Origin of the sequence: Flavobacterium sp. HJSW_4 (assembly GCF_042436695.1) — a bacterium.
Taxonomy (GTDB): Bacteria; Bacteroidota; Bacteroidia; order Flavobacteriales; family Flavobacteriaceae; genus Flavobacterium.
This window is the reverse complement of sequence record NZ_JBHNPP010000004.1, coordinates 1-24,989: the sequence shown is the minus strand read 5'-3', so window position 1 is coordinate 24,989 and position 24,989 is coordinate 1. Positions and strand designations below refer to the sequence as shown.

20 protein-coding genes, 1 pseudogene and 1 riboswitch are annotated in these 24,989 nt (G+C 33.8%); of the genes and pseudogenes, 13 read left to right on the top strand and 8 right to left on the bottom strand.

The features are described 5' to 3' along the window. Positions 1-254: 254 nt before the first annotated feature. The 3 genes and pseudogenes from ACE01P_RS04860 to ACE01P_RS04850 all read right to left on the bottom strand — a co-directional run. Positions 255-710: pseudogene (locus tag ACE01P_RS04860) on the bottom strand (transposase); the annotation flags it as partial. 129 nt (positions 711-839) lie between these two features. Next, positions 840-1,217 carry a hypothetical protein gene (locus ACE01P_RS04855; protein WP_379694872.1) on the bottom strand — a complete coding sequence of 126 codons (378 nt, stop codon included), beginning with the start codon at positions 1,215-1,217 and terminating at the stop codon, positions 840-842. A gap of 257 nt (positions 1,218-1,474) precedes the next feature. Continuing rightward, positions 1,475-2,107 carry a nitroreductase family protein gene (locus ACE01P_RS04850; RefSeq protein ID WP_379694869.1) on the bottom strand — a complete coding sequence of 211 codons (633 nt, stop codon included), beginning with the start codon at positions 2,105-2,107 and terminating at the stop codon, positions 1,475-1,477. A 110-nt stretch (positions 2,108-2,217) separates the two neighbouring features. Here ACE01P_RS04850 and ACE01P_RS04845 point away from each other — a divergent pair, with 110 nt between their 5' ends. Further along, entirely contained in the window at positions 2,218-2,574 is a 357-nt protein-coding gene (locus ACE01P_RS04845) for a winged helix-turn-helix transcriptional regulator (RefSeq protein WP_379694867.1), read from the top strand. A 3-nt stretch (positions 2,575-2,577) separates the two neighbouring features. Here ACE01P_RS04845 and ACE01P_RS04840 read toward each other — a convergent pair whose 3' ends face one another. The 3 genes from ACE01P_RS04840 to ACE01P_RS04830 all read right to left on the bottom strand — a co-directional run bounded on the left by ACE01P_RS04840 (position 2,578) and on the right by ACE01P_RS04830 (position 4,277). Beyond that, on the bottom strand, positions 2,578-3,069 hold the full coding sequence (locus ACE01P_RS04840; protein ID WP_379694865.1) for a MarR family winged helix-turn-helix transcriptional regulator: 492 nt from the start codon (positions 3,067-3,069) through the stop codon (positions 2,578-2,580). A gap of 3 nt (positions 3,070-3,072) precedes the next feature. Continuing rightward, positions 3,073-3,558 (bottom strand): GNAT family N-acetyltransferase, encoded by a 486-nt coding sequence (locus ACE01P_RS04835; protein WP_379694862.1) that lies wholly within the window; start codon positions 3,556-3,558, stop codon positions 3,073-3,075. A 125-nt stretch (positions 3,559-3,683) separates the two neighbouring features. After that, on the bottom strand, positions 3,684-4,277 hold the full coding sequence (locus ACE01P_RS04830) for a hypothetical protein (protein WP_379694860.1): 594 nt from the start codon (positions 4,275-4,277) through the stop codon (positions 3,684-3,686). Between the two features lie 249 nt (positions 4,278-4,526). Between ACE01P_RS04830 and ACE01P_RS04825 the strand changes: the two genes are divergently transcribed. The 6 genes from ACE01P_RS04825 to ACE01P_RS04800 all read left to right on the top strand — a co-directional run bounded on the left by ACE01P_RS04825 (position 4,527) and on the right by ACE01P_RS04800 (position 13,536). Further along, the gene (locus ACE01P_RS04825; protein WP_379694857.1) at positions 4,527-5,432 is read left to right on the top strand and encodes a YybH family protein; all 906 of its coding nucleotides are present in this window, start codon (positions 4,527-4,529) and stop codon (positions 5,430-5,432) included. A 47-nt stretch (positions 5,433-5,479) separates the two neighbouring features. Next, positions 5,480-5,683: riboswitch (cobalamin riboswitch) on the top strand. 112 nt (positions 5,684-5,795) lie between these two features. Beyond that, positions 5,796-7,844 (top strand): TonB-dependent receptor, encoded by a 2,049-nt coding sequence (locus ACE01P_RS04820; RefSeq protein WP_379694854.1) that lies wholly within the window; start codon positions 5,796-5,798, stop codon positions 7,842-7,844. Further along, positions 7,841-8,986 carry a YncE family protein gene (locus tag ACE01P_RS04815; protein ID WP_379694852.1) on the top strand — a complete coding sequence of 382 codons (1,146 nt, stop codon included), beginning with the start codon at positions 7,841-7,843 and terminating at the stop codon, positions 8,984-8,986. Before ACE01P_RS04820 ends, ACE01P_RS04815 begins: the two co-directional genes overlap by 4 nt. 12 nt (positions 8,987-8,998) lie before the next feature. Next, positions 8,999-10,198, top strand: coding sequence for a cell surface protein (locus ACE01P_RS04810; RefSeq protein WP_379695323.1), 1,200 nt, complete (start codon positions 8,999-9,001; stop codon positions 10,196-10,198). Positions 10,199-10,348: 150 nt separating this feature from the next. Further along, positions 10,349-12,628, top strand: coding sequence for a DUF5074 domain-containing protein (locus ACE01P_RS04805; protein WP_379694849.1), 2,280 nt, complete (start codon positions 10,349-10,351; stop codon positions 12,626-12,628). Positions 12,629-12,897: 269 nt separating this feature from the next. Continuing rightward, positions 12,898-13,536, top strand: coding sequence for an NAD(P)H-binding protein (locus ACE01P_RS04800; RefSeq protein ID WP_379694846.1), 639 nt, complete (start codon positions 12,898-12,900; stop codon positions 13,534-13,536). A 150-nt stretch (positions 13,537-13,686) separates the two neighbouring features. On the opposite strand, the gene ACE01P_RS04795 is transcribed toward ACE01P_RS04800, so the two are convergent. After that, positions 13,687-15,969 carry a cation:proton antiporter gene (locus tag ACE01P_RS04795; RefSeq protein ID WP_379694843.1) on the bottom strand — a complete coding sequence of 761 codons (2,283 nt, stop codon included), beginning with the start codon at positions 15,967-15,969 and terminating at the stop codon, positions 13,687-13,689. Positions 15,970-16,268: 299 nt separating this feature from the next. Between ACE01P_RS04795 and ACE01P_RS04790 the strand changes: the two genes are divergently transcribed. The 6 genes from ACE01P_RS04790 to ACE01P_RS04765 all read left to right on the top strand — a co-directional run bounded on the left by ACE01P_RS04790 (position 16,269) and on the right by ACE01P_RS04765 (position 22,812). Beyond that, positions 16,269-18,254: an ATP-binding protein gene (locus tag ACE01P_RS04790; protein WP_379694841.1), complete on the top strand. Its 1,986-nt coding sequence runs from the start codon at positions 16,269-16,271 to the stop codon at positions 18,252-18,254. A gap of 78 nt (positions 18,255-18,332) precedes the next feature. Next, the gene (locus ACE01P_RS04785; RefSeq protein WP_379694838.1) at positions 18,333-18,698 is read left to right on the top strand and encodes a response regulator transcription factor; all 366 of its coding nucleotides are present in this window, start codon (positions 18,333-18,335) and stop codon (positions 18,696-18,698) included. After that, positions 18,698-19,912, top strand: a complete 1,215-nt coding sequence (locus tag ACE01P_RS04780) for a tetratricopeptide repeat protein (protein ID WP_379694835.1) — start codon at positions 18,698-18,700, stop codon at positions 19,910-19,912. The genes ACE01P_RS04785 and ACE01P_RS04780 overlap by 1 nt, the downstream gene beginning before the upstream one ends. 1 nt (position 19,913) lies before the next feature. Further along, positions 19,914-20,735: a hypothetical protein gene (locus ACE01P_RS04775; protein WP_379694833.1), complete on the top strand. Its 822-nt coding sequence runs from the start codon at positions 19,914-19,916 to the stop codon at positions 20,733-20,735. A 10-nt stretch (positions 20,736-20,745) separates the two neighbouring features. Beyond that, positions 20,746-22,176 (top strand): glycosyltransferase, encoded by a 1,431-nt coding sequence (locus ACE01P_RS04770; RefSeq protein WP_379694830.1) that lies wholly within the window; start codon positions 20,746-20,748, stop codon positions 22,174-22,176. A 6-nt stretch (positions 22,177-22,182) separates the two neighbouring features. After that, entirely contained in the window at positions 22,183-22,812 is a 630-nt protein-coding gene (locus ACE01P_RS04765) for a response regulator (protein ID WP_379694827.1), read from the top strand. Here ACE01P_RS04765 and ACE01P_RS04760 read toward each other — a convergent pair. After that, positions 22,809-24,989: ATP-binding protein (locus ACE01P_RS04760; RefSeq protein WP_379694823.1), on the bottom strand; the 2,181-nt coding region annotated here is incomplete at its 5' end. The genes ACE01P_RS04765 and ACE01P_RS04760 overlap by 4 nt on opposite strands.

Genomic DNA, 24,989 nt, shown 5'->3' with positions numbered 1-24,989 from the left:
GAGTTGTTAATTGTTAACGTAAATTACATTGTAACTAACATTAATAATTGATAATTCATTTTGTCGGGCCGAGCGTTGTGAGGCTTTTGGGGAAGCCTCGCGCGAAGTTCTTCTATATCGATAAAATTTTAAAAGCCATAGCTTACAGGATTATAATGATTTTAAAATCCTGTAAGCTGTGGCTTTTTTATTCGAAAGTTTTAAAATAAAATCTTCCCTCTAGCTTATTTCATCTTCATCATCTCTCAAATTTCCTCACTTTTTACTTTTTTCTGCATAGCGAGTTTGTCAATTTTTTGAAGAAATTCGGGATCAAATTCTGAGTAGGCTCTCAATCGGTATTTTTCGTCTCTAATTTTCATTACAAGTCGAATTTTTTGCACCATCAGCCAAATGGGTTCATATCTTTTATGGCCAAGCAAATATTGAATTTTAAGGATTGATATTTTTCGGTGCGAAAGTGTCATTAATTCGATGCAAATCATCCAATAACGGATGGGTAGATTGGAATTTTCCATTACAGTTCCAGATCTAAGACTGATTCTGCTGCCGCACTTTCTACATTGAAATTTTAAATCATTCTGACGAAAAGAATGCTGGTCATGCCCACATTTTCGGCATATAAGTCCATTTTCTAAACGTTTGTTTTTAAGTTCTTCAATACAAGTTGCTTCATCAGAATATTTTTCAAAATAAGCGCGTAATTCCATTTATACAATTCCTCATTTAAGTTTTGAAATATAGAATATTTTGAAGAAATGAAGAACAAACTGATATAAAAAATAAAAAGGAATATCCGTTCTCGAATATTCCTTTTTATTTGGGGGCAAAATGGTGGTTTATAGTTTACCTGCGATTTCTTTTTTGTACTTATTAAGGATAGATTTTGTCATACCTAAGTTAGCTTTTGTAGAATCTACAGCAAGATAAATAAAGTAATCCTGACTGTCAGAAACGTCGATAATGTGAATTTGAGAACTTAATGTAATCATTACATTGTCAATTACCTGACCATTTAGATTCAACGCTTTAATAGCATTCATTTTTGCTTTAACTACTTCTAGGTTGTATGCAGATGCCAATTCTGGATCAAAATCTGCAAGTGCAGAATGTGAATAATATGACATGCCGCTTGCGATTTCAGCCACAGATACTGCGATGAAACCTGGGACGTTCTTTTTTAGGTCTTCCCCAAATTGCGTTAAGAAATCAGACATAAGTTTTTATAATTTAATTAGAATAAATTGTTTTAGATGAGGCAAAATTAGCTATACAATATCATTTAATTATCCGTAATTCGTACCTATTTTTTGCAAATAATAAAAAATAACATAAGAACTAAAAAAACATTTTTTTTGTTTTTAAAATGAATTTTGTTTCGAATTGAAAATGAAATATTTAAACGAAAAATGCTTCTGAAAAAGCACTGTTTGCGCCATTTCAAAAGCATTTTCATTAAGTAAAAATTAATTTTTTACTTGATTTCTGTTATAAAATCTTCTTGTGGAGTTCTTACTTTTTTCATGTTTACCAACCAATCGTTTGCATCATCTCTATATCCTAGAGGTAATACTAAAACGCTTTTTAGTCCAAGTTCGTTTAAACCTAAAAGTTTGTCTACTTCAGCAGGAATAAAACCTTCCATTGGAGTTGCATCTACTTGTTGTTCAGCAGCAGCAGCGATTGCTACACCAAACGAAATGTAAGCTTGTTTTGCAGCGTGCTGTGCGTGCCATTCTTGTCCAAGAGGTTCGTACATTCCCCAAAGTCTTTGTTTGTAGTCATCCATTGCGTCAGCAGGAATTCCTCTTTCTGCAATTGTTCTGTCAAATACAGCAGAGATTTTCTCTAAGCTATAACCGTCCCAAGCAGCCCAAACCAAAACGTGAGAAGCATCTGTAACTTGACTTTGATCAAAACTTACTGCTCTAATTTTGTCTTTTAAATCTTTGTTTGTGATAACAAAAATCTTGTAAGGCTGTAATCCGGAAGAAGATGGAGCCAATTTTGCAGCTTCAAGAATATAATCTACTTTTTCTTGTGGAACCGCTTGTCCGTTCATTTTTTTTGTAGCATAACGCCACTTTAGTGCATCTATTAAGGCCATTTTTTCTTTATTAATTAAAAATTGTATTCAAATGTAAACACTTTTAAGTGTATTTTTGTCATCCGATTACCAAAAGTAACTGTAACATCGAGGTAACTTAACAATACAACATGCTTAAAGAAGTAGAACACGATCCTAAAAAATGCACTCAACATATTATGGCAGTGCATGACGCAATGTATATTTTAAACGGAAGATGGAAAATTTCTATTATCGCATCGCTTTGTTTTAATACCTTAAGATTTACCGATTTATTACGTGAAGTCGAAGGCATTTCTGGGAAAATGTTAAGTAGGGAATTGAAAAACCTAGAAGAAAATCAGCTAGTTACCAGAACTGTTTTGAACACGCAACCGATAACTGTAGAATATCAATTAACAGAATACGGACACACGCTAAAAGAAGTAATTGATTCTTTGGCGAAGTGGGGACACAATCACAGAAAAAAGATTACAGGTAAAGAATAGGAATTAGTTTTCAGTCTCAGTCTCGGTTTTCAGTTCTAAAGCTCTTTGTAGGAATCCTTTACGAATTAAATTTTGTTCCGTTTCTTCAATCGCTTTCAGAAGATTGTTTTGATTATCTGTGATTTCTTTTAAAGCATTTTTCATTACCGCCCAAACCGGTTGCATTTTTACAACAAGCTCTTTTCCTTTTGTAGTAAGGACAATCAATCTCTTGCGTTCGTCTAATTTATCTTTTTTAGAACTGATGATTTTCAGTTTTTCCAATTCCTTCAATAAACTTATAGTTGACGGATGGCTATAGCCAATTTCACTCGCAATTTCTACCACACTCAGCATTTCTTTGATATGAAGCGTATAGATTACAGGAAACCATTTCGGTTCAAAATCAATGTCGAAAGATTTATAGACTAAAGCGCCGTCTTTGCGCAATTGCTCGCTCAGACGCTGCAGTCGCGTTGATATTGCTAAAATTCCAATTTCGTCAATTATATTCATTTTTTATGGATTTAGTTTTAAATGACAAAAAACGTTATCAGGTCTCATTAACGGAAAATCTATTGGAAGCGTTTCTTTTGGAATAGTTATAAAATCATTCTTTTCATAAAAACGCAAAGCCGCCTGCAACAAAGTAACCGTTCCTAAATATAAGTCTTTAATTCCTTTTTCTTTGCTGTAGGCAATTAATTGCTCTAATAATTGCTGTGCGATTTGAAATTCTTTTCCTCGATATTCTTTCTTTACGAACATTTTTCTAATCGCTCCAGCTTCAGAATTGAATTTAACTAAAGCAATTGTACCAACTAATTTGTCATCAATAAAAGCACCAAGAAAAATTCCGCCTGGTTTGTAATAAAAGTTTTCAATGTCCAGTAAATCAGGTTGATCTTCCAAAGTAACAGGAACATTAAATTCTTTTTGCTGGATGTTTAAAATCAAATCTACGATTTCATTTTCGTACTTATTTTGTATAGGCTGAATGTTCATTTATATGGTAAATTAAATATAGGTACAAAACTACGTAGTTAACTACATATATCCAACAAAAAAACTGCCGAGACCAGCAGTTTTAAGTGTTTTTTATGATTTCAAACGATTTCTGTTAGAAAATTTTATTCTTTAACTAATACAATAACAGCTTTGTAGCCCGTTCCAACATTCCATTCGCTTGACGAAATAACCTGACCTTTATCGTCATAAACTTTAAATTCGGCTGTATTTGGAGACGCAAAACCTTCGTTTAATGCTTCAATATCAATTTTATTGATTCCTTTTACCAAGTTTATTTTCACACTTTTAAAGTCACCATTTAATAAAACTTCAGGTTCAATTACTTTATCGTTTAAATATACTTTTACTTTATCGCCATCAACAAAAGCGGCATCACGATACATAATAGTAGAAGTTACTGAAGTAGTGTTGATGTTTCCTAAAAACTGGTTTCTTCTATAAAATATGCCTTCAACATTAGCTTCTGGTTTATAAAGGTTTGTGTCTTTAAATAATTCGTCTGGATTAACCTGTAGCGGTGCAGGTTTCTCGATAGGCGCAGGTGGATTTTCTTTAGGCGCTTCTTCTTTTGGCGGAACAACTTCTTTTTTTGCAGCATTTTTTGCCGGAATAGGTTTGAATTTTTTATCAAGTTCCTGAGCAAAACTCTGCAGTGAAAAAGAAACAAAGGCAATTATTAAAAATATTTTTTTCATTTTTTTATAAATATTAATCTTGAAGGTTGATGTCAAAGATTAGATGCATCATAATCTTTTATATATAAACATTTTATCAAAGTAATTATTGTCTTAAAAGACGTTATTTTTCTAAAAATTAACTTTCTTTTTTGATCTTTTAGGATAAAAATAAGTTTTTGATGAAGTTGTTTTTGAATCTATTTATTTGTTTTTAAAATACTGAAAATCAATATTGTATATTTGTTTCTCAATCAAAATAATAAGGCTATGATCAAATTGAATTTAATCTTTCTTTTTTTGACAATTGGAGTTTTTGCGCAAGAAAATAAAATAGACTCAAGCATTCGAAAGCAAATTGAAGATTACAACACTGATTTTGCAGTTGCTTTGGTTGAAAATAATAAGAATACAGTTTTGAAATCTTATACAGAACAATCTGTGCTGATGCCTGAACATAGCAAACAAAGAGTAGGAAAGAAGCCAATTGCAGCATTTTATGAGCAATGGTTAAGCCAGGCAAAAGTCAATTCTTTTCAGAAGAGCATTGTTGATTTGCAGGACTTTGGAGATTATATTTTAGAAATCGGAAATTTTACGGAAAACCTGCATCTAAAAGACTTAAAACCTTATACTTATGCTGGAAAATATATGGTTTTATGGAAAAAAGTTTCGAAAAACAAAATGACAATTGCAGCAGAAATTTGGGGCGCTAGTAGTTATTTTGATGATCGATTTATTCCTGAAATCGATGATTCCGAAGTTCCTCCAACAAAAGAATCTACTTCTTCAGACAAATTAATTTCTGAAGTAATCGAAAGAAATGGTTCTATTAAAAATTTGGTTCAGAATAGATTAGGAGCAGAGCATGCCAAAATGTTTATGTCCGATGCAATGTATTTAACGTATTACACGCCAATTCTTTCGGGAGAAAAAGACATTACTGCTTATTTTACGGAACATGAAAAACCTGGAACGTTGAAGATTGAACAGATTTCAATTCAGACTTCGGGCGTTATTGTGGCTAAAAAAGCGATTATAGAATTTGGTTTTTATAATGTCGATTGGCGAGACGGAACCAACCACGGAAACGTGAAAGGAAAAAGTATAAACATCTGGAAAAGAAATGATAAAGGCGAATTAATGCTCTTTCGCCAAATGGTAAATCATGATTGAAAATTAAAAAAGCGACCTCTAATTTGCAGACGCCATACCTGCGTCATATATTTGTGCCTGATTTTGGTCTGTTTTTTCAATTCAGAGAAAATAGTTAAAAGGGAATCAGGTGTAAATCCTGAACAGACCCGCTACTGTAAGTTCTATATAAGTCTTTAAACATTACTAATGCCATTGTTCGTTGTTTCGGATGAGAAGGCCGTTTAAAGATGGAATAAGTCAGGAGACCTGCCACGATCACATAGTTTAAAACTTTCGTGGTATGAAGTTGATGACAAGATAATGACCTACTATTTAGGATAGTTGGCCTTTCTATGTTTTTGCAATTACGGCATCACGCAAAGTTTATTTAATAAAATCGTGATGTATAATTTGAAGAAAACTTTATTTTCTGTTTTTTTAGCGCTCGTTCCTTTTTTGCTTCATTCTCAAGCGGTGACTGATAGTTCGCGGGTTTTAAAAGAAGTTATTTTAAAAGGAAAACCGTATCAGGAAGTGATTCCTGTGCAAAGTCTTTCGGGCGTTTTGCTCGACAATTTATCAGCTCATAATGTTGCGGATGCACTTCGTTATTTTGCTGGAACTCAAATTAAAGATTATGGCGGAGTGGGCGGACTTAAAACCGTTGATGTGCGTAACATGGGAACGCATCATGTTGGTGTTTTCTACGACGGAATTCAGCTTGGAAATGCGCAAAACGGCGTAACCGATTTAGGAAAGTATTCGCTTGACGACATGGAATCTTTGACGATGTACAACGGTCAGAAAAGTGAAATTTTTCAATCTGCTAAAGATTTTGCTTCTGCTTCTACGATTTATCTACGAACCAAACGTCCTGTTTTTTCAGGCAATAAGAAAACAAATCTTCTGGTTCGCTACAAAACAATGTCTATCGATTATCATGATCCTTCTTTTAGATGGGAACAAAAACTGAGCGACAAAGTCAGTATGAGTGTAAGTTCAGAATACATCAAATCGAACGGACAATATAAATTTCGATATAAAAGAAAAAATCAAGACGGAAGCATTGCTTACGACACCACAGCCACACGATGGAACAGCGATATTGAAGCTTTTCGATTTGAATCGGGTGTTTTCGGAAAAGTAAATAAAGGGACTTGGGATGCCAAAGTCTATTATTACGATTCTGAAAGAGGCGCTCCAGGAGCAATTGTAGAAAATAAGTTTCGAGATGGTTTCCGTCAATTCGACAAGAATTTTTTCTCTCAGGCTTCTTTAGTAAAAGACGTTTCCGAAAAGTATAAATTTCAATTAAAAGGAAAATACGCTTACGATTATACACATTATATTGCTCGAGATACGACTAATGTTTTAGGCGAAACCGTAACTGAAGGCGCACAATCTGACGATAGTTATTATCAGCAAGAAGCCTATTTTTCGGCAGTCAATATGTACAGCATTTTACCCACTTGGGATGTTTCGCTGTCAACCGATTTTCAATACAATAAATTAAATGCGACTAGAAGAGGAATCCAGACGCAATTTTCTTTCCCACAGCGTTATACCGCATTGGTTTCTCTTGCCACTTCTTACCGATATGAAGGATTTAAAGTTTTAGGAAATGTACTCGCAACCCGCGTTATCGAAGAAGTAAAGTACAATGCCAAAGCGCCCAACAAAACCGAATTTACTCCCGCTATATTTTTGGGTTATACGCCATTTAAGCAATACGATTTCAATTTAAGAGCTTTCGCTAAACGAATTTTCAGAATGCCAACTTTCAACGACTTGTATTATACAATGGTTGGCTCGAGCACTTTGAGGCCAGAATATATGAATCAGTACGATGTTGGTTTTACGTATAATTTTTCAATGAAAAACAGTTTTCTAGATCGACTTTCTTTTCAAGCAGATGCTTATTACACCAATACAAAAGATAAAATTATTGCCGCGCCGACAGGAAATTTATTCCGTTGGATGATGACCAATATTGGGCAAGTAAAAGGAAAAGGAATCGAAACGGTTCTGAATATGGCTTCTCATATTGATAAAGTCAATTTTACCGCAAACTTGACTTATACCTATTCTCAAAGCCAAGATTTTACCAAGTTTTCAGGTTTAGAAATGTCGTCTTACGGAGATCAGATTCCGTACACGCCTTGGCATAGCGGATCTGGAATTTTGAACGCTGGTTATGAATCTTGGAACTTCAACTACAGCTTCATTTATGTCGGAAAACGCTATAACGGAAATGTCAATAATATTAAAGTGAATGAAGTTCAGCCTTGGTACACGCACGATTTTTCAGTTCAGAAATCTTTCGCATTCAAAAATTACAAATTGAACGGAGCGGTTGAAGTCAATAATGCTTTTAATCAGCAATATGAAGTGATTTACAATTATCCGATGCCAGGAAGAACATTCAAATTTATAATCGGTTTTGAGTTATGAAAAAGAGCTTTTTAAAAATAGTATTCAGTTTAAGCATTGCCGTTTCTTTGGTTTCTTGCCGTGAAGACGAAACGATTTTTCTTTCTTCGGATGTAAGTGTTGCGGCGCCAAGAAGCGATGGTAATATTGAAGGTTTTTATCTTTTGAATGAAGGTAATATGGGAATGAACCGAGCGAGTTTGGATGTCTTTAATTACAGAACAGGAAATTATACTACTGATGTTTATTCAGAAAGAAATCCTTCGGTTGTAAAAGAATTGGGAGATGTTGGAAACGATATCCAGATTTATGGAAATAAGGTTTATGCAGTAATAAATGTTTCCAATAAAGTGGAAGTTTTAGAAAAATGGACTGCAAAACGCATCAAAAAAATAGACATTCCAAACTGCCGTTATGTGACATTTTACAAAGACAAAGCTTATGTGAGTTCGTATTCTGGTCCTGTTGCGATAAATCCGAATGCTGAAATTGGTTTTGTTGCTGAAATTGATACGACTTCTTTAGAAATAAAAAGAAAAGTAACCGTTGGCTATCAGCCCGAACAAATGGTGATTCATAACGGAAAATTATATGTAGCTAATTCTGGCGGTTACAGAGTTCCGAATTATGACAGAACAGTTTCTGTAATTGATTTGGAAACATTTACAGAAATTAAAAAAATTGATGTCGGAATTAATTTGTACAGCATGCAGATTGACAGCCGTGGGGATATTTATGTGAGTTCACGAGGCGATTACTACAACACGCCTTCCAATCTTTTTGTTATTGATACGCAGACTGATGAAAAGAAAATGCAACTCGATATTCCGGTTTCTGGCACTTGTCTGGTTAACGATTTATTGTATTACTACAGCGTTTCTTGGAGTTATTTAACGGGAAGCAATAAAGTGAGTTACGGAATTTTAGACACCAAAACTAAAAAAGTAATTTCAGACCAAATCATTACGGATGGAACTGATAAACAAATCATGATTCCGTACGGACTTAAAGTTAATCCCGAAACCAAAGAAATCTACATTACCGACGCTCAAAACTACGTTGTAACGGGTTATATATACTGTTTTACGCCCGAAGGAAAATTAAAATGGAAAACAACCGCTGGGAATATTCCTGCTCATATTGCTTTTATAACTAAAAAATAAACCTTAAAAATGATGAATAAAAACCTTTTGAAAATCACTTTATTTTCGATTCTCTTTTTGGGATTCATTGCTTGTGAAAAAGACAATGAAGAAGAAAAAGAACTGCTTCCGACAGAAGTTCTGAAAGATTCATATACCATTGATCGTTTTAAAGTACTGAATATTACAACAGAACTTCCAAGCACAGCAAAACTGACTTGGAGCGTGAAAGATTCAATTATTTCAGAGAATGCAGATTTGGATTTCATTAGCCCATTTCAGAAAAATTATCCTCTGACTTTAAAAGTGGAATTGAATGGAGAGATAAAAGTTTATTCTTCCTCAATAAATGTACTAAAAGAGACAAAAGCGTACAGTAAATATATTTCTAATGTACTTGATTTTCGTCCAGCAGTTGGTCAGTTTACCAATGAAATTCCGCAATATGTAACAGGAAATACGGAAGCTAACATTATTGCAGCAGCAAAAAAAGCAATTGTGGGGTCAAATACTTCAATGATTTCGCTTGGCGGTTTTGGCGGTTACGTGGTTCTTGGTTTTGATCATACAATTCCGAATATGGACGGTCGAGATTTTAAGATTTTAGGAAATGCTTTTTGGGGAAGTGAAGCCAACGAAGCGCGTTCAGGATCTTGCGAACCCGGAATTATTATGGTGGCTTACGATAAAAACAAAAATGGAAAACCAGATGATGACGAATGGTATGAAATTGCTGGAAGCGAATACTTTAAAAGCTCTACAATAAAGAACTACGAGATAACTTATTTTAAACCAGATGCGAGCAAAACGCCAGTAGTTGGAGCCGAATTTTGGCAAGTTAATACCGAATATATCAAATGGCAGGATAATGCGGGACAATCGGGTTATAAAGTTCAAAATGTATTTCATGACCAAAATTATTATCCGCTTTGGATTGCTGATGCTTCTTATACTTTGAAAGGAACTAGAGTTGCCGATAATTTCTACGATCAAAGCGGCGAAGGTTCGTATTGGGTAGGCAAATCGTTTGAATTTGGTTATGCCGATAACGCTCCAAATAACGACGAAGCTTCGAATATTGATATTTCTTGGGCAGTAGATAAAAACGGAAAATACGTCAAACTACCAGGAGTTGACTTCGTAAAAGTTTACACAGCAATTAATCAGGAAGCGGGCTGGCTTGGAGAAGTTTCTACGGAAGTTTCAGGCGCTTACGATTTGCATCTTAATTAATTTTTTTAAAACACATAGAAACATAGATTTTAGAAGCGTGAAAAGGCGTTTCACTTTGTTTCAAAACACATAGCTAAAAAAGGAAATCTATGTTTCTATGTGTTGAATATAAAAACAACAGATTAACACAACATTTAAAACCAATAAATTATGAGGAAAAATTACTTTATAGTAATCATGTTATTTTTCGCATTTTTAACCAATGCGCAAATAACTATTCAAGGCGTTCCTAGAAATGATGTTAAATTAAAAACAGCAACGCAAAAACAAGTAACGGCAAAAAGTGCCAGTACAACCACTTTTGCAGATATTCAATTTTGGGTAGGGACAGGTTCAAATCAGGCTGCATTTGTCGTGCAATGGAATGATGGTAAAACTTCTGACGCTTTGGTTTGGGGGTTTAAATGGGATGGAACTGCAACAGGAGAAGATATGATTAAAGCCATTGCAAAAGCTGATCCGCGTTTCTTCACGCTGCTTTATCAAGGAACGCAATTCGGATCTGCGATTGGCGGATTTGGTTTCGATTTGAACGGAACTGGCACAAACGGACTTTATAAAGATGGAAATACTACCTATCCATATTATCCTTTTGATGGTATCGTGAATACTTCAGCATATGATTTTGATTCGTATACAGGCATTGATACCAATGATCACTGGTCATCGGCTTGGTATACTGGATATTGGTCGTATTGGGTTAAAGATCCGACAGATAGCGATTATAATTATTCTGGAGTTGGAGCTTCTACTCGTGAATTGCAAAATGGCTCTTGGGATGTTTGGAATTTTAATCCAAATATGGAAATGTTTGATATTGCAACAACTTTTAATCCGGTTGCTCCTTATTCTAAAACTATAGATTATACCAAAGGTTATTTTATGGTAAACGAAGATTGGTTTGGACACGTTAACGGATCTGTAAATTTTGTAGAAAGTAACGGAAATATTAATTATCGCGTTTACAGTGAAGCTAACAATAACAATAGTTTCGGAGCGACTACGCAATACGGAACTATTTATGGAGATAAGTTCTATTTTGTTTCAAAACAGGCAAAAGATGGTGGAGACACGCAATACACGCCAGGCGGAAGATTGGTTGTTGCCGATGCTTTAACCATGAAAAAAATTGCAGCATTTGATAATATTGGAGGAGGAGATGGCCGTTCTTTTGTTGGTGTTGATGAAAAAACTGGTTATATAGGCGCTTCAAATGGTATTTTTCTTTTTGATATTGCCAATATGCAAGTTGGAAGTTTGATTGCAGGAACGGGCGGAGGAAGCCAGTACGTGGGACAAATAGGAAATATGATTCGTACTTCGCAATATGTTTTTGCTGTAAAACAAAGTGCGGGAATTTTGGTAATTGATCCTAAAACAAATACAGTGGTTAAAACTATTGCTGGAGCATTCCATTCGGTTACACAAGCGAAAGACGGAAGCGTTTGGGGAATTCAGAATCAGAAATTGATAAACATTGATGCGTTGACTTTTGCAACAACAGAATATGCGATTCCGACAACTAAATATTTAGGTTCTTGGGGAGCTTGGAATGCAGGAAGTTTTACGTACAGTAATAAAGAAAATGCTTTGTATTGGAACAATAATGTGAGCAGTTTTGTTGGCGGAATTCAAATTGTAAAGTTTGACATTGCTACAAAAACGTTTAATGAAAATTTCGCTACGCTGCCTGGACAAACAGGAACATATAAACAGATTATATATGGCGCAGGATTGCGTATTGATCCAGTTTCAGACAATTTAATTGTAAACACAACAGAAAGCGGATTCGGAGCGCATTACCAAAAAAACTGGATTCATACTTACGACAATACAGGGAAACTGATTGATACAAAAGTATTGAACGATTATTACTGGTTTCCTGCCATGGCAGTATTTCCAGATAATGCGGCACCAACTGTAAACTCGATTTTGCCATCGCAAGTTTCAACAGGAAGTCCAACAATTATTGATTTGAAAACTGTCGTTTCAGATGAAGATAATATTTCGGCAGTAATTGTAAAAACGATCAAATCAAATAGTGATGAAAACATTGTTTCGGCAGAAATTAATGCTAATGAAGAATTAATTTTAACCCCAAAAATTGGCGGAACAGCAACCGTTGTAATTAGTTTTAATTCTAATGGAAAAGTGGTTGAGAAGTCAATTTTGGTTGACACATCGACTTTAGGAAGAGATGAATTCACGAAAGTGCAATTGTCTATTTATCCAAATCCAGTTGCAGATTATCTAAATATCAGCACAGAAGATGAAATTGTAGATGTTGTTGTTTATGATGTCACAGGAAGAACAATCAATACTAGATTAAATAACAATCAAATTGATGTAAGTAATTTTGCTAAAGGTTTTTACATTATCAATATTGTAACTGATAAAGCGAATTACACTCAGAAATTCATCAAAAAATAAGATTTATTGAGCTGTCAGGCTGAGCGAAGTCGAAGCGACATATTTTATTTTAAACATTTAAATAAAAACCTCTTTGCTTAGTTGTAAAGAGGTTTTGCTTTTTCCAATATTTATTAGATCAAAAAGAATAATCCGCTAAATCTGCTAAATCTGCGGGAGAAAAAATTACTCTCGCAGATTTAACAGATTTTGGAGATTAAAGCTATCATGCGCCTCTATTGGGAATTATTTTAAACAAAGAGTTATATTTACTTTTAAAATCTTTTATTATGAAAGCATTAGTAATTGGAGCGACAGGCGCAACAGGAAAAGAATTGGTAAATCTGCTTTTAGAAAGCGCTGATTATTCGGAAGTTTCAATCTTTGTGCGACGATCAACAGGAAAATCACATTCTAAATTAACAGAACATGTTGTTGATTTTTCGGATGTAAATTCGTTTAAAGAATTAATAACTGGAGATGTTCTTTTTTCATGTTTGGGAACAACTTTAAAAGATGCAGGCTCAAAAGAAAAACAATGGAAAATCGATTATGATATTCCAGCCGATTTTGCCGCTGCTGCGAAAGAAAACAAGGTAAATTCTTTGGTTTTGGTTTCTTCTTATGGCGCTTCCGCGAAAAGCAATGTATTTTATTCGATGATGAAAGGAAAGTTAGAAGAACATCTTCAGGAACTGAATTTTCCACAATATATCATTTTCAGACCGGGACCGCTTATTCGCGAAAATACAGATCGTTTTGGAGAAAAAATTTCAATAAAAATGATTAAATTCTTCAACGCGATCGGACTTTTCAAAAATCTAAAACCAATCACAACAGCATTTTTAGCCGAAAAATTAATAAAAGCTCCAAAAGCGCTTCCGTCAGGAAATACGACATTGGAGCTTAAAAGAATTCTTGAATTATAAGTTATGAATTATAAGTTATGAATTATAAGTTATGAATTATAAGTTATGAATTATAAGTTATGAATTATGAGTTATGAGTTATGAGTTATGGAGTTACCAACCCATTTGCAACTTATAATTTATAACTCATAACTCATAATTTAAAAAAAGCTATTTTTTATCCTCAGAAAGAATTAAAGTAGATGGTATATTAGCCAGCCAAGGGCTTTTATTCTCTACTAAATGTTTCCATCCATCAATAGAAATCAGCATAAGATCTTGTTGCTCTAGAAAATCTTTTTCAATAGATTGTTCTTTTCTCAGCGTCAATTGGTTTGGAGCTGCTTGTTCCATTAACCTGATTTTTTCTTTCGTGTCCAGATCGGCCATAATTTTGCCTTCAACATCTAGAATTTCAATTCTAGCGTTGATATTCTGAATAAATTTCTGAACATAGTTCTGAATAAAATCCCAATCTTTTAAATTAAAAAGCGGAATAAATATCGTATTGATGTCAGTTAAATCCTTGTCAATCAAAACTCCAACAGGAATATGCGATTTTGCAATAATTTGTCTTGTTCCGTCATCAAAAGAAGCAGATTCTAAAATGTTTTCTTTTCCAGTTACAGTATTTAATATTTTTTCAGGATTGATAATTCGAGTTGTAAATCCAAGAACTCTACCTAATAAACTTCCTTGGTAGATAGATTGTCCAATTCCAACCAATAATAAATCATGTTTGCTTTTGTTGGCAACATTTACAATTTCGTTGTCAATATCGGCAGAAGCCTTAAACATTGTGGTAATATTACGGTTTAAAGCAACAGATTCTTCTACAACATCTTTAAACTTTTCGTTTTCGTAAACATCTGTATTATAATGATGTAATTCTTCAGAAGGAAGAAAGTGCATGGCTGTAATTTCAGAACTTTCAGCTCTTTTATTTGTTAATCCATCAGCCACTTTAAGCAATGCTCTTCCAGATTCAGGTCGGTCAAAAGACAAAAGAATTCTGTATTTGTTTTTTAACGCAACATCTTCTTCTGTTTCATCTTTGCTAGATCTAAAAAGCCAGTTGATAAAATCTAATGTTGGCCCTGTCATAAATGTAGTAGCAAGTGCCATAATTACAAACATAGAGAACAATTCTGGACTCAAAACTCCAAGATCGTAACCAATATTTAAGGCAACCAATTCGGTTAAACCTCTAGTATTCATCAAAGCTCCGATAGATAAACTGTCTTTCCAGCTTTGTCCCACAAATTTCGCGGCAAGAGCACTGCTGACAAATTTACCAATAACGGCTACTGCAAAAATTAATCCTGCAATTTTCCATAAATAAGGCTCATTTAACAAACCGATTTGTGTTCTTAAACCTGTAAATACGAAGAATAATGGCAATAAAAGTACAAGCGCAACGTCTTCTACTTTTTCAATAAATAGATTTCTAAATCTAATGTTTTCAGGCATAATAGCTCCTGCAATGAAAGCACCAAATAAAGCATGGATTCCGATAATTTCTGTTAAATAAGAAGAAACTACAAGCGTTAAAAAGAAAATAGCAACAATTGGTTTGCTTAATTTATCGCTTGTTGCGTATAAATCTCCAATTCTTTTAAGGAACGGGCGAACCACTTTTATCATTAAGAAAACATATCCTAAAGCTAAAACAACGGTGTACAAAGCACTTCCGAAAGAACCCGCTTTTACAATAGCAATTACAACTGCTAGAATACACCATGCTGTAATATCATCGGCTGCAGCACAAGTAATTACGATTGTTCCTAATCTTGTTTTGTGAATGCCGCGTTCTTGCACAATTCTGGCAAGTACCGGAAATGCGGTGATACTCATTGCAATTCCGGCAAACAAGCCAAACGATGTAAATTGTACATCTGCGGGGGCAAATTCGTCATATATAAAATACGCAAGACCCATTCCTAAAACAAACGGAATGATAATACTCGCGTGGCTTATAACTACAGCGTCGTGAGCTTTGTTTCTTAGAATCTTCATATCGATTTCCATTCCCACGATATACATGAAAAGAATCAAACCGATCTGGCTTAAGAATTGTAAGTTTCCAAGTGATTCAGCAGGAAATAAAGCAGCAGAAAATTCAGGAAGGTACATTCCGATTAAGGAAGGTCCCATCACAATTCCGGCAATCATTTCTCCAATAACGGCAGGCTGTTTTATTTTAATGCAAATCCATCCGAAAATGCGGGCAACAAAGATAATCGTAACAATTTGTGCCAATAAAAGGGCTAATGGATGATGAAGGTTTTTGATAAGAGAATCAAGAAATTCGCTCCATTCGCTTTTATCTGAGGTTGGAATTTTTAGATTTCGGCCAGTTTCTAGTTTTACTCCTAATAAAATAATCCAATACATTAAAAGGGAAAATCCTCCGATAACTCCAACGTAAAAAATACTGTTTCTTAAGTTTTTCATTTACTTTAATTTTTTACTCTTCAAAACCTATTATTTTCTTGTAGAAAAGATAGAAAAATGTCTTTTTTGAAGAGATTAGTTCATAAAATCGGGGCAATTTTATAACAAAATGAGCAGTTACCCAATAGCAGCAATTCAATTTTGTAATGACCTAGAAAAAATTTGTAATGAAATAAAAAATAGTAGAATTTAAGATGTAAAAAATATCAGACAAGGGACAGTTTTTTCAATAAAGTCACGATAATGCAAGGGTTTTAGTGTAAAATATTTTATCTTTATACCTTTACCACTTTAATAAAATGAATAGAAATTATCCAATTCCAGATAACGAATTACAGCGTTTAGCAGCCCTAAAACGTTATAATATACTTGACACGCTTCCAGATGATGCTTTTGACGATGCCACAAAGCTTGTTGCTTATATCTGTGGTGTACCAATTGCCCATATTTCTTTTATTGATGAAGATAGGCAATGGTTTAAATCTGAAATTGGAATAGGAGTTTCTGAAGTTCCTCGCGAAATCACTTTTTGCAACTACACCATTTTAGATACAAAGATTCTAGAAATCAGTGATACTCATGTTAACGAAACATTCAAAGATGATCCCAATGTAACAGGCGGATTTAATGTGCGTTTTTATGCAGGTGTGCCGCTTACAACGCCAGACGGCTATAACATCGGAACTTTGTGTGCAGTGGATCATGTTGTAAAAGAACTGAATGAAAATCAGCGTAATGCACTTTCTATTGTTGCCAAACACGTTATTGCACAATTAGAATTAAGTACAAAAAACAAGCAATTGTATACCCAAAGAAAAATTGCTGAACGTGCTGTACTGGCAAGAGATACTTTTTTGGCCAACATGAGCCATGAAATAAGAACGCCATTAAACTCTATTATTGGTTTTACCGATCTTCTTGCGCAAACTGAATTAGACTCTGTTCAGCGAGATTACATAGAAAGCGTGCAAATTGCGGGAGAAAATTTACTTCTGATTGTAAATGATGTACTTGATATTTCTAAAATTGAATCAGGGAATTTAGTAATTGAATCTGAACCATTCAATTTAAAGAAAACGCTTAAGCATGTCTATAATTTATTGAAAGTAAAAGTTCATAAAGATGTAGAATTTGATCTTTTTTTGGATGCTGAAATGCCAGATATGGTTATTGGTGACCAGGGAAGACTTAATCAGATCTTGGTAAACCTTGTTGGGAATTCGTTAAAATTTACAAGCGAAGGAGAAGTAACAGTTTCTGTAAAGAAAATAGAAGAAACGCAGGAAAATTATACACTTAAATTTTCGGTAAAAGATACAGGAATCGGAATTCCAAAAGATAAACTTGAAACTATTTTTGAAAGATTTACGCAAGGTGAAGAAAGTACAACGAGAACCTTTGGCGGTACTGGACTTGGACTGAATATTGTAAAACAATTAGTTGAATTGCAAAAAGGAGAAGTTCATGTAAAAAGTATTTTAAACCGCGGTTCTGAATTTTACTTTATTCTTTCGTATAAAAAGACAAATTCTGAAGAATCTTCAGTAAAAATAGTTTCTAAAAACGATTTAGGGAATCTTAAAATTTTGCTTTGCGAAGACAACCTTTTAAACCAAAAGCTTGCAAAAAGCGTAATTAATAATTTTGGTTTTGATTTGGATATTGCGCACAACGGCGAAGAAGGTATAGAGCTTTTATCTCAAAATAAATATGATCTGGTTTTAATGGACTTGCAAATGCCTGTTAAAGACGGTTACCAAACGACAGAATATATTCGAAATGAGATGAGATCTGCTATTCCGATTATTGCTATGACAGCACATTCTTTAGTAGGAGAGCAGGAGCTTTGTTACAAAGTCGGAATGAATGCTTATGTGCCAAAACCTTTTAAACAAGCCGTTCTTTTGAAAGCTATAAAAACGGTAATGACACCAGGAAGCGATGCAATGAACAGGAGAATTATAGATATGTCTTTTTTGGATGAAATGGCTTGCGGTGATCTTGAGTTTAAAAAAGATATGATAGATCTTTTTGTTGATAAAATTCCAGATCAGACAGAACAATTAGAAGAAGCATTTAAGAATACCGATCATGAAAATGTGAAGAAACTGGCGCATAATATGAAGTCAAGTATGGATATTTTTATGCTTCAGGATTTAAGCAATTGTCTTTCGATAATTGAAGAAGAAGCTTCAAAAGGCGAGTTTACGGCTGAAACTTTAGATAAAATAAATATTTTCAGCTGTGGAATTGAAGAAGTCGTTAAAATTTTAAAAGAGCTATGATATAAAGGAAATATGCAATAGCTTTACAGTATAAGACGTTATAAATTAAGTTATCCCCCAGATTAAAAAAATTAAAAAATGAGAATTATTGTAGCCGAAGATAATGATATCCTACGCAAATCGTTATCTTTTTTCTTAGAGTCGAAAGGATTTAATGTTGACCAGTTTTCTGATGGAAAAGATGCTCTGGAAGCAATCGAAAAAGAAAACTATGATTTAATATTAACCGACATTAATATGCCAGGTGTCAGCGGGATGGAAATCACGCAACACGTTAGAGAAAACCTTAAATCTGACGTTCCTGTCATTATACTAACTTCTTCGGGAGTTGAGCAAACTGAGCTCGATTCTTTCGACATTGGAGCAAACGAATTTATTGCCAAACCAGTAAGTCCAGCTGTACTTTTAGTGAGGATTAATAAATTACTAAAAACCCGAATCTAATGAAGTTTATCTATTATTCTATTTTTCTGCTTTTTATTTCTTCTGTTGCATTTGCACAAGAAATCAATATAGACGAGACTTTGGCAAATGTGAAACGCGAAGTCGAAAAAGAAAATTACGACAAAGCTTTATCGCTTATCGAACCTTTGCGCGCCAAATATCCAGAAAATGAGGATATACAAACTTATGCAGGACGTATTTACAGCTGGAAAAAAGACTATAAAACAGCAGTAAAAATTTTGTCTCCAATGGCAGACAGAAACAATCCGAATCCAGAAGCTTTGCAGGCGATTGTGAATATTTATTTCTGGCAAGAAGATTATGAAAAATGTATTTCATATTGCGATAAATATCTAGCAATTGATCCAAAATCTGTTGATGTATTGAGGATTAAAGCAACTTGTCTGGAAAAACTAAATCGAGATCAAGAAGCACTAGATTTGATCGAAAAATCGGCTTATATTGATAATAGTACTCAGGCTTTTAGAGGAATTCGTACGCTTATTGGGAGAAAAGCTAAAAATGCAGTTTCGGCTTCTTATTTGAATATTTCAACTTCAGATCCTGGACAATCTCCATTTCATTACGGATATGTTGAGTATTCGCATAAATTCAGCAAATCGGCAATTGTTGGAAGAGCCAACATCGGAAACATAAGTGGTGACACGCAAATGTTATTTGAAACCGATTTTTATCAGACCTTTTCAAACAAAAGCTATTTGTATGCAAATGCTGGAGTTTCTACAGGAGAAACTATATTTCCTGTAGCCAAAGGAGGTTTAGAATACTATTTTGCTCCTCAGAAAAAATTTGATTTTTCGCTTGGCGCAAGATTTATGCATTTTGAGTCAGACGATATTACATTGCTTACAGGTCAAGTAGCTTACAATGCTGGAATTTACACTTTTGCTTACAGACCTTATTACGATCTTTCTAACGAATTGTTTTCTCACGTTTTAAGTGTTCAGCGTGTAAACGAAGAAAAAGAACGTCTTGTAAGACTGGAATTGCAATATGGAAACGTGCCATATTTGTATCTCTACAATAATTTTACACAGCCTTTAAAAGCTTATAGAGTTGGAGTTCAGTATCAGCACCGTTTTGGCGATTCGTTTTTCGTGCGTCCCATTTTTCTTTACGAATATGAAGAATATATACCTGGAGAATACAGAAATAGGTTTAATGTACAATTAATTGTAACGAAACGTTTTTAAAATGACAGAAATCTGGGATTTATATAAAGAAGGTCGTTGGGAAGTGCCTTTTCTCACTTTCTGCGTTTATTTGTTCGTGGCTGCATCTTTCATTCTGTATCTTATAATTGTAGCAAGCAGAAACAGTAAAATCAAAAAAGAACGCCTTACAAAAGAATACAGCGTTACGATAGACAAAATACTGTCGGATGTTATTTTTGACAATGTTCCTTATTCAAAAATTAAAGAAGACAAGAATTTTCTAGTGCTTTTTGATACGCCTTTTTTTAGAGAAGTTTTGACAGAATCTCTTATCAATCTCCATAAAAATTACGAAGGCGTTTACGCAGAGAAATTGGAGCAGTTTTATAAAGATTCTCATTTGATAAAAATTTCCTTTAGAAAACTTAAAAGTTTGAAATGGGAAGTAAAATGTAAAGGAATCACTGAACTAGCAGAATTTAATATTAAAGAAGCGTTTGTTCCAATTATAGCTTGTTCTAAAGCAAGAAATAAAACATTGAAAATTGTTGCTCTAAATGCCGCTATTAAACTTGAAGGGACTCGAAGTGTAAGATATTTAGTCGAGCATTCTGATCCGATTGACGATTGGATGCAACTGAATATTATTGGCGCTTTCAAAAAGCACGATGTTGGCGATACTGAAGGAATAGAGCAATTGCTTCAATCGCATAATACAACAGTAATTACGCTTGGTTTAAAGCTTATAAAAGAACTTAAATTATCGCAGAAAGTTCCTCATGTAGCACAATTGGCAACTCAGACAACAAATGCGATTATAAAATACGAAGCGCAGAGTATTTTGCAGACATTAACAGCATAATAGTACAGAAATGACTTTTTTTAATCCTGAAATAACATGGTTTTTGGATGTATATATACTCCTAATATTGGGTTACGCCATACTAATCATGTCGTCTTATTTAGCGTTAGCCTATATTTCTACAAAAGAGCTTAGAAGATATCTTAAAAGAAACAGTTTTGTAGATTATGATGTTTTGTTAACCAGTGAGTTTGCACCAAAACTTTCGCTTATTGCGCCTGCTTATAACGAAGGTTTAACTATCGAAGAAAATGTAAAGTCACTGCTTTCAATGAATTACAATAATTATCAGGTTATTGTGGTAAACGATGGAAGTAAAGACAATTCGATGGAAATACTGACGAAAACCTACGATTTGGTTTTGACGGATTTAGATTTTCATCCAAAAATTGAAACTAAAAAAATTAAAGGAGTTTATACTTCTAAAAATGCCGCTTTCAAAAAACTAATTGTCGTTGATAAAGAAAATGGTGGTAAAGCCGATGCATTAAACGTTGGACTTAATATTGCTCAAAATCCGTACGTGGTTTGTATTGATGTCGATTGTATTTTGGATAAAGATTCGCTTCTTAAACTTGCAAAACCATTTTTGGAAGCATACGGAAAACGCATCATTGCAACTGGTGGAGTAGTTCGAATTGCCAATCAGTGCGTGATAAAAAATGGACGTTTGGTAGAAGTGAATATTCCGGATGTCATGTTGCCAAGAATTCAGGTTTTAGAATATTTAAGAGCATTTCTTTTAGGAAGAATGGCTTGGGGAAAACTAGACGGATTATTGCTTATTAGCGGTGCTTTTGGCGCTTTTGATAAAGAAATTGCCATACTTTCTGGAGGTTACAGCACCAAAACGGTTGGAGAAGACATGGAACTAATTGTGAGAATGCGCCGTTATATGTTGGATAATAAATTGCCGTATTCAGTAAGTTACATTCCAGATCCGCTTTGTTGGACAGAGGCGCCAGAAGAATTCAGCATATTTAAAAAACAACGTTCGCGATGGATGCGAGGAACCATAGAAACTTTAAGCATTCACAAAAAAATGTTCCTAAATCCGAAATACAGATTATTAGGAATGTTAAGTGTGCCTTATTGGACATTGTTTGAATTTTTAGCGCCTGCAATCGAGTTTATCGGACTCGTAATAACCGTTGTATTCATTGTATTAGGATTATTAAACTGGCATTTTTTCTTCTTATTGCTGCTTTTCGTATATTCGTTTGCGGTTTTCTTTTCGGTTATTGCTTTATATAGCGAAGAAAAAACGTATCATAAGTATCCAAAACAAGCTGACTTTTTTAAGCTTTTGATGGCCGCTTTTATAGAACCATTTTATTTTCATCCGCTTACCGTTTATGCGGCTTTGGTGGGTTACAAAGAAAAAATTATGGGAACTAAAGGCTGGGGCGAAATGACGAGAAAGGGATTTACTAAGAAATAGTGAAATATGACAAAGAAAATTTTAATAGTCGATGACCATTTGGTAGTGCGAAATGGAGTGGCAATGATTCTTGAAAGACAATTTGAGGACGTTGCAATTTCGAATGCTGAAAATTTCTTTGAAGCGATTACACTTTTAAAAAACCTTCCTTTTGACTTGGTTATTTTGGATATCAATATTCTCGGCGGAAAAAATACCGATATGATTACCGATATCAGAGCCATTCAGCCAGACGTTAAAATATTGGTTTTTTCGGCTCACGAAGAAGAACAATATGCGTTAAAATATCTTTCTTCTGGAGCAAATGGTTATGTAGACAAACTCTGCAGCGAAGAAAAAATTATGTTTGCCATTACTTCAATTTTTGAAACAGGAACGTATATTTCGCCTGAATTGGTTAGTAAATTAGTAGATAATCAATCTAATAAAAGAAAACTGAATCCGTTTGAAGGATTATCAAAAAGAGAACTTCAGATAACCGATTTGCTAGTTCAAGGAAATGGAAATTTAGAAATATCAAACATTCTCAATATTCACATGTCTACTGTGAGCACTTACAAAGCAAGAGTTTTTGAAAAACTAAAAGTTAATAATCTGGTAGAGCTCATTAACTTATATAAAACTTTTCAGAGTTAATTATATTCTACCATTATTTCAATTGTAGTTCCTTTGTCAATATCGCTTACAATGTTGATGTTTCCTTCAATAAGAATAAGAAGTTCGATAATCATATGAAGTCCGAGATGATAATTTTTTAAAATCGGAGTTTTGTAAAAATTGTGGTAATAATCGATAAGTTCTTTGCTCATTCCTTTACCGTTATCTACAATTTTAAAATTTAAGATGTTATTTTGAGTGGTGCATAACAGTGAAATTCTTCCGTTTTTGGTGTTTTTTATCGCATTATCAATCAAATTATGAATGATGATTGAAAGTGCTTTTTTGTTTGTTTTCACAAATAAAGCTTTCGGAACATTATTGATGATGATATTGTTTTCAGCTTCGGCAATCTTTTTAAAAATCTGAATGCTTTCTTCAATTAATTCATATAAAGAATAACATTCATCTTCCAGTTTTTTTCCTTCAATAAAAATAGAAGAGTATTTGATAAGATTTTCAACATATTCATACAATTGGGATGTTGATGTCTGTAAAGTTCCTAATTGCTGTTTAAGTTTTGGATCTTCTTGTATAGTGTCGTTTTCAGAAAGATGTTTTATAGAAGAAGACAAGAATTTCAACGGACTTTTGATGTCGTGGCTCATGCTTTTTACCAACATTTCGTGCTGTTTAATTTCTTGTTTTAAGTTGTTTTCCGTGATTTCAAGTTTTTTGACTGTAGCCGCCAATTTTTTTGTCTTTTTCGCAATTACGATTTGAAGCTGCAAGCTTTTTATTTTCTGATAATATAATCTGATGTACCACAGTGAAATAACAAAACCAACGAAAAGAATACAGCAGAGAATTGTAAACCAGATGGTTTGATGAAATTTTGCAGGAACAACAAGAATTACTTTTTTATAAGCATAATTGGTATCAAAACCAGATAAACTTCTAAAGGTTAGGGTATAAGTTCCAGGCGGTAGCGTCGTAAAAGAAATTGATTTATCAGCTTTCAGTCTTTCCCAATGGTCATTGCCCATTTTATCCATTTTAGCTTCAATATTCAAATTTTTTGGATTGCCATAATATGGATAAGAAACTAAAAAACTAACCCTTTGAAAATTATTGTTTAAGACGATAGTATCTTTTGGAGTAATTGTTTTTTGGTCTAAAATCACTCGGTCAATAAAAAGATTTTTGCCAGGAAGTAGAGTAGAAACTTTGTTTGGATTAAAAAACACAAGTCCATTCATTGAAGGAAAAATGATATCGCCATTTTTGAGAATATTTCCGCATGGCTGACACCCGCCATTGAATTCGTTAATCAGAAATCCGTCTGATTTAGTGTATTGATGGTAATAGATAACCGTATTTTTATTCTTGCAATATTCTATTAATGCTTCTCTAGAAACCTGAAAAAGTCCTTTGTTTGTAGATATCCAGAAAAAATTGTTTTTATCTTCAATTATACAGTGCGCAGAATTAAGATAACGTTCTTCGTCTTTCGGGAAAGAATGCAAAACATGGTCAGAATAAAGAAAAAAGCCTTTCTCATAAGTAGTAAGCCAGATTTTCTGTTTGCTATCAATAAAAATGCTTCTGATGCTTATTTTATCTGTACTTTTTACAAAATGTAATTTTTTTGTCTTTAAATTATACTCGTACAAGCCATTACTGCTTGCCAAATAAAGTATGTTGTTTAGTTGGGCAATATAATTAATGTTGTTTTTAAAAATGCCCTCCAGTTTTGCAGTTCCGTTTTTTATAGAATACAATTTTGGCTTATGAAATACATCTTCGCCCATACTAACCCAAATTGTATTGCTATTATCTTTAAAAAAAGTTTTCGGATTTTGATCAAATTGATAAGAAAGATGTTTTTTATATCCCGATTCTTTCAGAAAACAAAGCACTTTCAGTCCTCGACTGATCCATATATTTTTTTCATTGTCGAGTGCAATGCTTATCCTTTCATCCAAATAAATACTTTTGGGGAAATGAATGCTGTCAACAACTCTTTGATTGTTTAAAATCAGACCTTCAGAAGTTATAATTGTGCTATCGCTAAAAGCTTGTGCAGCGTAGTACACTTCGGCTTTTCCTGTTTTCTTTGTTATGGATTTAAAGGTTGGAAAAGAAATAACGCACAAGCCATTTGTGCCACTTCCTAAATAGAGTTTATTATTATTTTGATCATAATAGATCGCGAT